The organism is Delftia sp. S65 (genome assembly GCF_016516495.1).
GTDB classification, from domain to species: domain Bacteria; phylum Pseudomonadota; class Gammaproteobacteria; order Burkholderiales; family Burkholderiaceae_C; genus Comamonas; species Comamonas acidovorans.
Window position 1 is genome coordinate 75,692 of record NZ_JACVUR010000025.1, and the last position, 13,465, is coordinate 89,156.

Here is a 13,465-nt window from a genome sequence, read left to right on the forward strand (position 1 = left end):
GGAGACACCCCATGAACATGCTTGTTCAACCAGCACCTTTGCCGGAAGAAATGGATCGCGGCTACCTGGGACGGATCATGCGGATCAATGGGTACCGCTTCCTAAAGGACACGGTCGACGCGATTGCAGAGCACTTTGGTAAGGAAGGGCAGACACGCCGTGAAGTCACAACGCACGAGCTTCTCAGCTGTATGGCGGGAATGACTACCGAGCACTTTGCGCAACGTCACACGACCATGCCGCTTCGCCGGGGGATTACCTCGTATCTTCCACAGCTCGTGCATGGCTCTCCTGAGCGCACAAGCCTGCTGTTCGTCAGTGGCACCTTGCGAAAGTACCCAGCCGCCTTCTTCTGCGAGGAATGTGTGAGGGCTGATATCCATTTTCACGGAACGAGCTATTGGCGCCGAGACCTGCAGACCCCAGGCCAGCTGTGGTGTCCCAAACACGAAAAACCGCTGAGCTTCGCTGCCGGGGCGGATCCTTTTCTTGCCTCCCCTGCAGCGTATATTGGGAAGTCAGAGAAAATTCCCCAGGACTGGGTGACGCCTGCCATTGGTAATGCCCAGGTGGAGCGGTTCTTAGATCTGGCTGCCGCGCTCTACGATCGGACTGCTCCTCTCGATGTTGCCCTCATCACTCCACTTCTCCGAGATATGGGGAGCGCGCAGGGTTTCAAGGCCAACGCTTCCTCGAAACAAGGTACGCTGGTTAGTGATCGGGTCAAGGAGCTGTTTCCAGAACAGTGGCTGAGCACCGTGTTTCACGAAGTGGTCGCAAAAACTCCAGGAACTTACCTCCACCAAGTGGATGGAGTCCTTTATCTACGCAAATCTGCTTCGTCTGTAATTGCCTACTTATTGGTGCTGTCGGTCTTGTTTGGGAGCGCAGACCAAGCCGTCTGTGCATTAGTTGATGCCAGCAATGGGAAAGTGGTGCCCTCGTGGAGGCCGAGGTTAGCGAAATCAAATGTTCCAGACGCGCATGAGCTGCTTGACCGGTATGTCGCAGCGAAGGGTGGGCATTCAGCAGTTGCACAGCTGCTTGAGCTCCCCCTTCATACCGTACGAAAAGCACTGCTTGATCTCGGTTTACCAAACCTACCTGAGTGGGATAAGGCATCGGACGTCGGAGCAGTCATTGCATTGAAAGCATACTACTTAGACAAGCTTTCCTATACCTCCTGTCTGGAAATCTCCGGCATGACCGAGCCGCGCTTTGATGCGCTGATGCGTCGATGCGGCCCTAAGATGGCAATCGCCCTTGAGCGAATGAGTACGAGGATCAGCATCAGGCCAAGGGCGCGCCAAGTGAAAGGTCTGCTGCCTTCAATACAGAAGGGAGTGGCTGCCAATTGCACAACGCATCATTGCCGCGAAACGTTGCTCCAGAACTGAGTCCAAAAGCTGTGATCTTGCGGAGAAAGATCTTCATACATGGACAGCCGTCCTGGGTCATTACTGTGCAGTGCGGCTACGGCCGGCGCTACTGGCGAGAGATAAGTGTCAGCAGCTATTCTGAAGTCTTCTATACGAAGATCGTCGTCATTGCGTTCGAAAGCCACGCGGTGCGCAGCAATCCAAAGTGCAATGATCAAACGCTGCACCCCAGCGGTCTTTTCAAGGATAAGATTACCTAGTTCCTCAGTGATTGGCAGGGGCTGAGAGACATACTGGTAATTTCCGATCCTTGGAAGAAAATGCCGTCGAAAGGCTTCGTCATGATCTCCACTGAAGTGCTTGAATAAGTGGTACCCCGACGTGACTATGCGTTCCGTATTACTTAGTCGCTTGGTCAGAGCACCGAAACCGTCGGGAGTACCTGATACCAATAGTGGTATCTGCCACTCATTCAGCGCCGTTAGAATCCACTTGAGAGATTGATCATCAATGACGCGCAGCTCTGGTGGAAGCTCTCCTAGCTTTCTTCTGCTTCGGATTTTCAGCGTGGGAAGTTTGAAAAGGTTCTGAATCTCGTCTAGGTGAAGAAGGCCAAGAAAATGACTTGATGCGATTTGTCGCCACTCATCCAGCATCTGTGGTCCGTTGCGCCATTCACCTGCAAGAGTCTTATCAAAGCGATTGGTGCCTGTCGCCTTCTTCCATGCCGTCATCAGCCCGGCTGCGAGATCGGTGGCTTTGCCACCAGCAGGCACATCCAGTGAAAGCCAAACTACCTGCTGCAACCCACTGACCATCCGAAAAAATGAAGTGTGTTCGATGATCTGAGGGAACGCGGTAAGACACCTTCGAATTGCTTGTGTCTTGCCTGAGCCAGAAATGCCAACAACGGCTGCTCCATAGGTTGGGGCAGTTACAGGTGGCCTGTAGCGGGCCTCTTCGCCGCTTATCATGCTCCACGTGCTTGGGGAAGAAGGATTCAGATGGTGGTAATTTTGACGGATCATCATGTCCATCGTCTCGTACAGCCGCAGCTCTTCCATGCTAGGTACATGTAGGTCACGAATATCCATCAGCATGTGCAGACGGACGTGGCGCGGAATAGAGGAGATGTCTTTGGGTGGGGGAGGTGGAAAATTCACCAATATCTTGGCCGCCTCTTGGCGTGAGCGTATTGGGCCGAGTTGATCGATAAGCGCGTTTCCCGCGTATGGATCGTGGATAGCAACGGAATCGGAGACACGCTTAGTCATGTGCAGCCTCCGCATCCATGGCTTGGTAAAGATCGTGCATCATCGCGTCATAGTTTGAGGTGGACTCCGATCGTGTCTTCGCCGTTCCGCGGACTTCACCCACCGACAGTTGAGTATTAAGGTCATTCTCGAAAGCGCGAGCTTCACGGATCGTAGGGGTGAGTCCACGTGAGCGTTGCCGCGCAATGCGTGTTTCTTCAAGGGCTTGCTTGCGGATAAGTTCCATGCGGCAATAGCCGAGTACTGCCTCTTGGACGCGTTTGTGTTCGACGTCTGCAGCCTTGAGCTTCTGAAATGCAAAGGCGTCAACTACTTCATCATAGGTGAGTGCGGGGTCGGCGCGGGAATGATCTGAGATTGTGAGATCAATCAGGCCGTTTCCGCGTTCGTAGGGCGTCCAAATGTGTGAAACCGAGCCTGGATAGTACATAGCCGAAATTTCCGAGCTGCCCCGAACAGATCGAGCCCGAGTTGTCCATTGCTCGGATTCAACGATTGATGAGCTGTATTGATTGCCGCGAAATATGACACCGTGTCTAGTCACTCGGGCGACACTCCCGGGAAGTAGCTGGGTGATCAACTCTGCTTGGCGCTGCGCCCGAGAGAAACCGATTCCCATTGCATGTCCCCAACGCCACAGCCCCGCTGGGCTGGGGAACACGCCTTGCGCGATCATGTGTGCATCTAGGCGAATGCTCCGGTCTGCAGTCAGGTTGTAGACGTAGAAGCACTCATGTAGAAACTGCATGTACTGGCGAATAGACATAGTCGCCGCTGCTGGGTTTGATTTGCGCAAGTCATATTCCTTCCTCCTTGCATCCATCGCACCAGGGATAAAGTTGTACTGCACGTTTTTCATGATGCGGTGCATGACTTCCACTACGCCCTTCAAGTCCGGCCTGAAGGGCGCGGTGTAGCTAAGGGTGGTGAGCAGGGCCATGCCTGTGGCTTTTGCCCGTTTAGACAGATATTCACCTCGATCGCAAAGAAGTCTTGCCGGAAGAGTAGGAGCCGGAAAAAGGGACTGGCGCATGTCATAGCCCCACAGATCGCTCAGTAGTTCAGATGATGCGGCTGTATTGAAAATGGCTACTTGCGCGGTGTCCCAACTGGGCCCAGTTAGACAGACGTAGAAGCCCACCACAGCCGTCGAGAAAACGTCCACGATGACATACACAATTGGACGTCCAATGATCCAGGTGGGATCAATTGACGAACGCAAATAGACGTCACCGATAGTTGAGTCGATGGCGTACATCAACCCGGGGCCTTCCGCTCCTTCCCAACTGTATCCAGACAAGCCACGAAGCGCACGCTCAAAGTGCCCGCTGCTAGTCTTTTCGCGGATTCGGTAAATTTCGTCGATTTCTTCGGTCAGAACCCGTTTCACTTGTTGATAATTGGGATACTGGCCTTTCTCAAGCCCGATTGCTACGATGTTTCCCTTGTCGTCGAAGCGCATCGCTGTAGTGAAATGACTGGAAATGATACGTTTGTGTCGCTCCGGCATTGAGGGCTTTGGTGTCGCGATGCCTTTGTCTGCTAGCATGATTTTTGCGCGCCAGACTGTATTCATCCCGGGTTGAATAGGCTCGCCCCAGCATCCAAAGACCAATTTGGAGAGACGCTGTGCAAACGTCTTTCGTCCTGCTTTCTTTCTGGGGTTAGTGATCGATAGATCACGCCGCTCGCCAGGCGCGCCGCACTTGTCCCAGCGAGTGCGGAGACTGGTTTTTGAGAGTCCAAGCGTACAGAGCATTGACCAAAGTTTGTATACGTATGATCTACTTACCTTGTGTTGTTGAGTTGCTTCTCTAACTAGGCTGCCGAGATTGCCGTGTGCAAGGATAGATTCCTTGAGTTTCTGGATATCAAGGAATTGCTCCATGACCCGGCACCGTTTTTCGAAAGCGTTCTGTGCGGCTGGTTGATCAATTGTTTGGTAGTACAGGCCAGGAAGTTCAAGGCTAATTGGTATCGCCTCATGTGACTCTATAAGGTCCATTAGGTCATTTCTGGCTATTGCGTATAGGGTGCCGACTAACGATTTCTGGATAATTCTCTTTTTACGTTTCAGATTCTGGTCCTCAATGCGTGGTCTGCCACCTCGGACCATTGCTCGAGGAGAATTTTGCTTGATCAGAACGCAATAAGTGATGTCTGTGACGGGAACATCAACAACGATTCGAAAAATCCCTTCAGGTAGTCCCAGCGCCTCCGTCGTCAGCTTGAACGCCTGGTTGTGCATCAGATGCATGCTGACCTCCGCGCCAGAAGCGGATTGAGAGATGCGAACTCTTCCCGAGAAATCAACGTCATGGGGTGGTGAGGCCTCCAGCCGCGGCGCAAATCTACAGGCAGCAAACCACGCCAGACTGATTGCCAAAGCGCCCGCTGCGCTTGATGGCGGTGCTTCTCGCCTCCAAAGCGGTCAGTCAGATGATTGATGACGTCAGAGTATGTATGCCAAGGTGCAGAGCGCACCACTTTGCAGGCCGTCTGGATTTCTGAAATCTCTGCTGGCTCATCAAATCCCCACGGTGAACTTCGACGCAGAGTGAGCCCCACACTTTTCTCGTACTGCTCTGGCGTAATGAGTAGCCACTCCACGCCTCGGAGATTCCAATAGGTTTTCTCCAAGCGGAGTAACTCCTTGGCACGTTTAGTTAGGGAGCTGGAAGGTTTGCAAGAAACAGCGAGTAGCTTAAAGGCGCCTCGTTGATTGCGCATAACGAGCAGTAAATCTGTCGTGCTAGTCCAAACGTGTGTTTCGTCACCATCTTTCAGTACAGGGTGTTTGATACCCAGATCCCCTGCTATCTCCACTGTCCCAGGGAATTGCATCGAGCCATGGCCAATCTGCCACCGCGAGAGATCATGGGAGGCGGAGTCTTGGCTGATCGGAAATTGCTCAACAAGATCGACTAAGCCTGGAATTAGCCCGGCGAAGTTCAAACCTCCCCATTCTTGGTCCGAGAGAAGCTCGCGCTGTCGATCCATCCAAACGATCAGATGGGAGCGGCCCTTGCTGGATGGATCACCCCGCGAAACCCTGTGCCACGGGATGTAGTCTGAGTATGTGCCAGCCCCCCTCCCTTCCCTCTGAAATCGTTCGAGGGCCTTCGGCGTAAAGCGCTTTTCGGTTCTCATCGCCTCACCTCCCGTTCGGCGAGGTTGAGACAAAGTTGGAGGCCCGGAGTGCGAGCAGAAGCTTGGCTATGACGTTGTCACGTCCAGTGTGCTGATTTGGTGTGTATCCAGAGGTTCTGCACAGACGTGTCGATGCCTCACGGCGACTGGTGATTTTTTGCATGGTCTGACCTGTTGGTTGTTCGCCTAGTAGGCGCGAACACAAACCACCACCTGGGGTCAGATCGGTTAATCTGGCGTTGCGACTCGCGAAGACTTCGGTCTGAGCACCCTGGGCGGCGGGGCTTCTGAAAAGGGGATCCCGCCGTTTCTTATTTCATGGAGACCTCCAACGTTTGGCGAATCGATCGAACTTGGGCGGGCGAGAGGTCTTGACCCAAGCAAGCGATGTCGCGGAGCAGGTCTGCGACGTGGCGCGGTGTGGCTCGCGCGACTCTCAGCCCCATGCCGCTGCGCTGTTGCGAGGCCAGTTCAGCGAGCCTCTGGGTCTCACTCCGTGACAGCTCCAGCGCTTGAGCCAGCCGGGTCACAGTGGGGCTTGCCGGCGGTGGGCGACGCGCGTTCTCAAATTCACTGATGAGTGACGCAGTCACTCCGGCTCTCTTGCCTAGGGAACGGAGGCTCAATCGTTGTCTACTTCGCAGCAGGAACAAGAGTTCACCGAAACTGCTGGCGAGGTTTTTGAGGTCGAGGTTTTCCTCTTCGTGATCACGAAATTGCATGGAATCACGAAAGCTCAGAGCCATGTCCTTGAGTGATGTGATGGGCAAAAAAGACGAATGTGTTTGAGAGGGTAGACCGCACACGGAAGTCTGTCGATACAAAAGCCAAGGGGATCGGTGCGTGGTTTTTGTGCTGCGAAATGCACGTTCCTACCTGGAAATCATGCAGATATCCACGAACAATCGAGACAACGGATCAACATTCTTATGACTGCAACCAACGCGTCGCTGATGTTCAGGTTGAGGCTCAAAAGCGCTGTCAACCACTTCAAGCATCGGATGTTGGGGGCGGCGCATACGCCTGGAATTTCGCAGGGAAAGTCCGTTCTCATACACATGACTGATGTGCTCTCAAGAGCACCATTCGACCCAAGAACCTGGGACAGTTGGTTTGGTGATGCGCCGCCTCGTGTCCAACGGGCAGCAATAGGAAGGCTTGACCAGTTTATTGATGCCCAGGATGGGAGGTTGAGGGACAGGCGTGGGGAAATCGGGTTTTATGAAGAGCTTGTGTTCGGAGGCTTGGTCGAGCAGGCTTTGTCGTCCGATACGGGCAAGCTTCATCGATCACTTGTTGCGCACCGGATAAGCAATTACAGACCACGAAGTCCCCTACATCTTCATTTTGACGCGTTGGACGTGGCAGAGCTCGAAAATGATCGATTGCACGGGGGCGGATGTCTCTGGGAATCAAAAACGATGTTAGCGAATCGGGTTATGGAGTGTTTGCACGACAGGTGGAACCACCGGTGCGGTACTGTGTATGAGACCCTGTCATCCGACATGAAACTAGCCATGCTTGAGTTGTCCGAAGTCGATCGACGGTCTGCTGATAAGCAGTTCGCCTTTGGTCCGATGGCATTCCAGTTTCTCATGGGAAAAGCACCGAAACCGATGTTCGAGGCGCGTTTGAATCAGCTTGATTTTTCTGCAAGCCAAGTTCACAAAACTTTGTTTGGCATTGCAGCAGACACGTCATTTTTGAGAGCGGATCGATTGATGGCTTGGTCTCTTGACTCAGCTACTGCTGCATTGGCGCTGCAGTCAATGAATTGGCGTTTTCAGCAAGACATGCTGGATTCGGGACGTGCTATCGTGATGCCTGAGGTTTGGTATTTAGATGCTATGCAGACCTTGTTTTTCGGACCAGACGACGAGGAAGGATTGTCTGAGGCTCTGGGGCGTGTAAACGAGTTAGGGCAATTTAATTGGTTGCCAGATACATATCACGCATTGTTGGCGGCGCGCGATCAGTATCACGCCTTGCTTGATCAACTGGGGCTAGCCCATGCGACCCTCTGGCAGATTGCTGAACGTTTCGATCTATCCCACCTGGCAACAATGCGGAAAGATTGATCGAGTCTTCGTGCCTAGACAGATGACTGATGCCCTGCGTAGAGTAAAGCGAGCAATTATATTCCGCCAAGAGATTTGGATGTAAGTCGAAAAAACATCCGCGGGAAATGCTTTACGCCATTTTTTTTCCTTGAATAGGAGTCGACATGGAAAGGGATTCAAAAGATATTAGCAGTGTGCCGAAAGACTTCCCAGTAACTGTGCATCTATCAGCTGTTGCAGGCGCACAACAAAAAATGAGCCTCATTGAGGAAGGGGGGAAGTTCTATGCCCCGGGTACCTCGCCCTCCGACGTGGTCGCAGCTTTTCTTATGTGCGAAGACCTTGCATTGCAAATGGTCGCGTACTGCCAGCGAAAGTTAGCGTCATTCAATGGGGACAAGGAGGCTACAGTGAAATCTGCATTGAACGGTCTTCTGGCTAAGCATTGGTGTACCGATGAGCAGTGCGTTTGGATCATGCGCAGAGTCGTGGACGAGTTGAAGTGGTCTGTGACTGATTGCACTTGGCACCTGTGATAAATCAGGTCCGTACAGTTTGAAAAAATTCAAAGAGCTTTGACTGGTTTCAACGAGGCCTGCAGCAGCCCAGACCTGGCGCTTCTCTGCGCGAACTGCCCCCGCCTCGTCCACCGCCGGATAGTCGTGAAATAGGGGGCGCTGAACCTCGTGCGGATACGAGAGCTCTTTGGTGCTTGCTTAGGTTGAATCCCGCAATGTGCGAGCAGATGCCGTCATTCGGCCCCGGAGAGCTTGACCACGGGGTGCGCTCGGTATGCGCCCCCTCCCTCGAAGGCACTGAAGGAGACGCGATCGCCAAGCTTCAACGGCCACCCGCCGTAGACGCTATCCTTGTTGAAGAATACGTCCGCCTCCTCGGCGCCGGGGTCGATGAAACCCCAGGCGTCGTATTTGATGCGGGCGATCTTGCCGTAGCGCCTGGGCGTGATCGCATAGCACAGGCGCCCACACGCCTCGACCAGAGCATCTGCCGTCGGCCGTTGCCTTGGATCGCGGGCCATGCATGAGAGTGCGAGGGTCATAACGTCCCGGGTCAACGTGGCAAACTGCGGATTCGCATATAGGAAGTCGGGCTGCGCGGGCGCAGCTGCATCCAATATCTTTGCGACGGCCCGCAGTCCAGATCCATATGGCGGCTCACCGCACATCAGGGTGTAGATCATTGCCCCAAGGGACCAAATATCTGCCGGGGGGCCGACATCCTTTGGCGTGTCGATCGCCTCCGGGGCCATGTAGGGCAGCGCGCCGACAGCGGTCTGTGAGTTCACGAGCGTCTCGCTGCCCTGCTCTGCTGCGGCCTCGATCTCGGCCCCCGCCAACTTCGCGATGCCGAAGTCAGTGATCTTGATTTCTTCGAGCGAGAAGCCGCCCACGACCATCACGTTCGTCGGCTTCAGATCGCGATGTACCACCCCGGCGTGGTGCGCTGCGCCGATGCCTTTGGCCAAGTGGTGCAGGACCCGTGCGGCGAGGTAAGGGTCGAGGATCTTAGACTTGAGAAGGAGCGCCTTCTCCATGTCCGCGCCTTCGATGAGTTCCTCAATCAGATAAAGCTCTTCGCCTTCGTGGAGGTAATCCAGCGTCTTGGCGACATTGGGATGGTTGACTTTCGCGGCGACCACTGCCCCTCGGTGGAAGCGCTTCGTCGCCGACTTGTTCTTAGGCGTCTTGAGAGCCACGGCGCGGTCAGCGATAAGGTCTTGAGCCGCATAGACGAACTGCATGCCGCCCTGCCCGACGAAGGACTTGACCTGGTATCGGCCGCCAACTACGTCACTCGGCTTCAGTGGCCCGGTCACAGGACAATCTCCGGGTGGGCAACGTCAAAGGTGATGAACTTTCGATCATTCCCGCGCCGATGAGCGCCGCCGAGGGCAACGACGCAGGACCCGGGTATCGAATAGCCTGGGGCGACCTGTTGGTTGTTAATCATGACCTCGCCTGCGATCTCCTGCACTACGAACCGCAGACCGTCATAGGCGATTTGGGCGCTGCCCACGTTGGGATAGTTCAGCTTAACCACGCGGTTGTCCTTGTTCAAGATCGATGCCTTACCGTTGAAGACCAGCAACGCCTGATGCCGTCCATGAAGGATGTGACGAGCCAGCGTGTCGCGGACATCGCTCATCGAGGGGCGGCAGGCGGGAGCTTGGGCCATGCAGGAGAGCAGGACCTCGGACACGTCCTCCGCGAGCGGAAGGGCGGTGGCGGGGTCAGTCCCGATCCGCAAATCGGTGAACGCCGTGGCGCCGACGGGCTGCGGTGGAGCCATCAACATGCTATGTGGCAGGCCCAAAAGTGCTAAGAACAGTGCTGTGGCGCCGAACGCATACGTGTCGGCGGCGAAAGTGAAAGTCGATCTTTCGAGGAACAGCTCCGGAGCAGCGAATCCGAGCGTACCGACAAATCCCATCGTCGCCGCCGAGGGACCATCGTCCCGGGCTAGCCCGAAGTCGAAGATCTTGACGACCCCCTCGGGATCGACCTTCATATTGTTGGGCTTGATGTCTCGATGGATCACGCCCAAGGCATGGATATCGGCGATACCCGAGGCTATCTGCCAGAGCTGCCTGTAGAAGGCGCCGAGATCAGTCGGTGGCACGATGGACTGCACCAGGTCGGGGCCATCGATGAACTCCTGGACGATTCCGATCTGGTCGCCGTCGAACTGCAGCACGTCGTAGACCTGCACGACATGTTTGGATCGCATTTTCAGGAGCGCGGCGAGTTCGTCCTTAATGCGCCGGCCGTGTACGCCTGGCTGCAGGAATTTGATCGCGACCCTCCGATCTAGCGCGCTGTCCGCGCAAATCTGAACAGCTCCCATCCCCCCGGCCATGGGGGCTCCTTCAGGTTGGTATCGCGCGGGTAACACCATGCTCAGCTCGCCTTATTGGGAAACTCTATGACGAAATCAGGGACGTTGCCGCCGGTATCGGCGGATCTCTCCTTCTCGTTGCGGCCAGTTGCCTTGGCTCTCCCGACATCCGCGGCGCGGCGAGTCTTGGCATTGGCAGCGGTGCGCTTGGACACAGTGCTCTTTGCGCCCCTCTTGGCCGGCCGCTTTGGAGGCGCGGCTGGGTCCACCTCAACGCGTTGCGATTTCTCTTCCAGATCTTCGCCTGCCGGGCTGACGGGGAATGCCGATAACTCCCTAGCGCGCGAGGATTGGGATTGCATTCCGACGACGTCGGCTCCCGGGAAGCCCACAAGCGTCAGATCACTGAAGGGATCCCAAATTTGCAGTACAGACGAGGGCGCGCCCGCCATCGGAATCGCGAGTTGCTCCGAAAAGGACATCAAGGCGACGGAGGCGTTGTCCGGGCCGCCGCACCATTTGGCGTTCTCAACTAGGCGCCTCGCGGCCTGCCCAACCTCGGGCGCACGAGCGATGAGCATCCCCATCCATTTGGGATCGAGGAAATGGACTCCATCGGAGGTCAACGCCAACACTCCTGGCGCAGGATAGGAGATTTCGTCGACATGTGGCTCCAACTGCGAGCCGATCCCGATGAATTGCAACAGGTTGGACTGGTCGAGACCGGAGTCGGCCGGGCGCCCTAACTGGCCAGCGATGGTGTCGTCGACCGATATCTGCGCCATCTCAGTTCGGCGCGCTACAAACACACGGCTGTCGCCGACGCTCAGCCAATGGACTCGGCGTTCAGCGGACACCAGCGCGGCGACGAGAGTCGAGCCGCCGGTGCCCCGCATCTCCCGATGGACACGCAGGTTGGCGCGCATGGCTGCGGTATGCAGCCAGGCCTTCGGGTCGCCTACGTTCCGCGAATCGAAGTGAATGCTGGCCAAGAAGCTCGCCAGCGTGAGCGCGGCGCAGTCTGCACCGCGAGACAGCCCCCCGATCCCGTCGGCCAAGGCGAGGACAACATACTCGCTGCCCAATGCGTCACTTCCTCGCGCGATGGCAACTCGATCTTGGTTCTCATCACGCACGAGTCCAATGTCGGTGGCGACCGCAGCAGCAAGCGATGGCGCGCGGTTCATGCCTCCATTGGCTGTCTTGCGGCGGAACCACTCTAAGAGGCGAATTTCAAAACTGCTGAGGCTCATTAGGCTTGACTAAGGGACGAAGTCGGACGAATCCTTACATGTTAAGCCGCTCCGGAGTCGCTACACCACTACGCCGAAGGCCACATAGCTGTGTTGGGGGGAAGCTTCCCCGGGCAAGCAAGCCCCAAGCCTAGTTGCGCATGGCGCATATGTACACCAAGCCCATTCCCATGGACTCTACCGCTAAGACGGTGTTCTGCGAAGAGGGCTGCGTCAATGGTGACCCTGGAGAACCTTATGGCGCATTGTCACGATTTATCGCCTGAAACAAGGCTAGCAACGAAAGCTGCGGGGTCACCGCCGGTGATGTTCATACATATTAGCCCTGTTCATCTTTCGTCGCGAGGTCTGCACGCACGGAAGCCAGAGGTCACTGCATGTGAATCACGCATAAAAGTACCTTTCAGCCAGAGTCTGCAGCAGAGGGTTGCACGCTAGGTCCATGCCACTCGGCTTCGTCATAACAGCTAGGTATTACCGACCACCGAATGCCAGGACCACCCTCATGAGCCAGTCAGCCACGCACTCATATCAAAGCCCTGTGATGTTGCCCCCGTATTCCCGACCCCGCTCTATTCGCAATAAAGCGCCTGCTCAGCCCCTGCAGCCTGTTGCCGCCTGAACTCCCGAGGCGACCGCATTTTCAGCGAAGAATGCGGATGCACCTCGTTGAAGTGCTCGAAGGCCGCTGGCAGTTGCGCCAGTACCGTCTGCGCGTCACGCAGGTCCATGCGCGCCACATAGTCGCGCTTGAAGGTGTTGACGAAGCTCTCGGCCATGCCGTTGCTCTGCGGGCTGCAGACGGGCGTGTTGATGGGCTTCAGGCCCAGCGCGCGTGCCAGTGTCCTCGTTTCGGCTGCGATGTAGGCGCCGCCGTTGTCACTGAGGAACTCCAATTCCTGGCTCTGCGGGACCGCTTCGACCGAGCCGAAGCGGCGTTCCACAGCCTCGATGAGCATCTCGCGCACCGGCTCGCCCGGCAGCCCTTTGCCCTCCCATGCGCGCCAGGCCAGCACCTCGCGGTCGCAGCAGTCCTTGGCGAAGGTGGCTGTCACGGTCTGGCCTGAGTCGCACTTGATTTCCAGACCATCGGAGCACCACCGCAGGTCGCTGCGTGAGACCGCCACCCGGCCCTCGTGCGTGCGTGCGGACTGGCGCCGGCGAGGCGCCTTGGGCAGCAGTAAAGCGGCTTGTGCCATGACGCGATAGACGCGTTTGGCATTGACCCTTGTGGCGCCCCGTGCCGTGCGCTGGCGGTTCACCAAGGCACAGGCACGTCGGTAGCCATAGCTGGGCAAGTCGGCAATTTCCTGGCGCAGTTCGGCGAGCAGCTCAGTATCGTCACTGGGTGTGCGATGGCTGCGGCCATCGGTCCAGTCTTCACCGCGTCCAAGCAGGTCGCGCACATGTGAGCGCGCCAGCCCCATCGTCCGACAGACCGTTTTCACTGGTCGTCCCCGGGCAACAAGGGCGAGCGCGCAATCCACTTTTTT

At 56.2% G+C, this 13,465-nt stretch carries 11 protein-coding genes; 3 read left to right on the top strand and 8 right to left on the bottom strand.

All coding sequences use genetic code 11. The annotated features are described in order from the left end of the window. Positions 1–11: 11 nt before the first annotated feature. Positions 12–1,397: a TniQ family protein gene (locus tag IAE24_RS19215; protein WP_199960282.1), complete on the top strand. Its 1,386-nt coding sequence runs from the start codon at positions 12–14 to the stop codon at positions 1,395–1,397. On the opposite strand, the gene IAE24_RS19220 is transcribed toward IAE24_RS19215, so the two are convergent. The 4 genes from IAE24_RS19220 to IAE24_RS30740 all read right to left on the bottom strand — a co-directional run bounded on the left by IAE24_RS19220 (position 1,367) and on the right by IAE24_RS30740 (position 6,549). Beyond that, entirely contained in the window at positions 1,367–2,653 is a 1,287-nt protein-coding gene (locus IAE24_RS19220; RefSeq protein ID WP_233626150.1) for an AAA family ATPase, read from the bottom strand. The two genes, IAE24_RS19215 and IAE24_RS19220, sit on opposite strands and share 31 nt — an antisense overlap. Next, positions 2,646–4,910: a DDE-type integrase/transposase/recombinase gene (locus tag IAE24_RS19225; RefSeq protein ID WP_199960283.1), complete on the bottom strand. Its 2,265-nt coding sequence runs from the start codon at positions 4,908–4,910 to the stop codon at positions 2,646–2,648. Before IAE24_RS19225 ends, IAE24_RS19220 begins: the two co-directional genes overlap by 8 nt. Further along, positions 4,901–5,653, bottom strand: a complete 753-nt coding sequence (locus tag IAE24_RS19230) for a TnsA endonuclease N-terminal domain-containing protein (RefSeq protein ID WP_233626151.1) — start codon at positions 5,651–5,653, stop codon at positions 4,901–4,903. Before IAE24_RS19230 ends, IAE24_RS19225 begins: the two co-directional genes overlap by 10 nt. A gap of 461 nt (positions 5,654–6,114) precedes the next feature. Next, a complete protein-coding gene (locus IAE24_RS30740; protein WP_017405085.1) occupies positions 6,115–6,549 on the bottom strand; it encodes a helix-turn-helix domain-containing protein in 435 nt (144 codons plus the stop codon). Positions 6,550–7,320: 771 nt separating this feature from the next. On the opposite strand from IAE24_RS30740, the gene IAE24_RS19240 reads away from it, so the two are divergent. Both IAE24_RS19240 and IAE24_RS19245 read left to right on the top strand, forming a co-directional pair. After that, positions 7,321–7,881 carry a hypothetical protein gene (locus IAE24_RS19240; RefSeq protein ID WP_199960285.1) on the top strand — a complete coding sequence of 187 codons (561 nt, stop codon included), beginning with the start codon at positions 7,321–7,323 and terminating at the stop codon, positions 7,879–7,881. A gap of 146 nt (positions 7,882–8,027) precedes the next feature. Further along, entirely contained in the window at positions 8,028–8,399 is a 372-nt protein-coding gene (locus IAE24_RS19245; RefSeq protein ID WP_233626152.1) for a hypothetical protein, read from the top strand. A gap of 215 nt (positions 8,400–8,614) precedes the next feature. Here the strand turns inward: IAE24_RS19245 and IAE24_RS19250 are convergent, their stop codons facing one another. From IAE24_RS19250 to IAE24_RS19265, 4 genes are all read right to left on the bottom strand, one after another. Continuing rightward, on the bottom strand, positions 8,615–9,700 hold the full coding sequence (locus tag IAE24_RS19250; protein WP_199960286.1) for a protein kinase domain-containing protein: 1,086 nt from the start codon (positions 9,698–9,700) through the stop codon (positions 8,615–8,617). After that, positions 9,697–10,740 carry a serine/threonine-protein kinase gene (locus tag IAE24_RS19255; RefSeq protein ID WP_199960287.1) on the bottom strand — a complete coding sequence of 348 codons (1,044 nt, stop codon included), beginning with the start codon at positions 10,738–10,740 and terminating at the stop codon, positions 9,697–9,699. The genes IAE24_RS19250 and IAE24_RS19255 overlap by 4 nt, the downstream gene beginning before the upstream one ends. A gap of 41 nt (positions 10,741–10,781) precedes the next feature. Beyond that, positions 10,782–11,972 carry a PP2C family protein-serine/threonine phosphatase gene (locus IAE24_RS19260; RefSeq protein ID WP_199960288.1) on the bottom strand — a complete coding sequence of 397 codons (1,191 nt, stop codon included), beginning with the start codon at positions 11,970–11,972 and terminating at the stop codon, positions 10,782–10,784. Positions 11,973–12,544: 572 nt separating this feature from the next. Then, the coding region (locus IAE24_RS19265) for an IS3 family transposase (RefSeq protein WP_200016383.1) at positions 12,545–13,465 on the bottom strand (921 nt) is incomplete at its 5' end.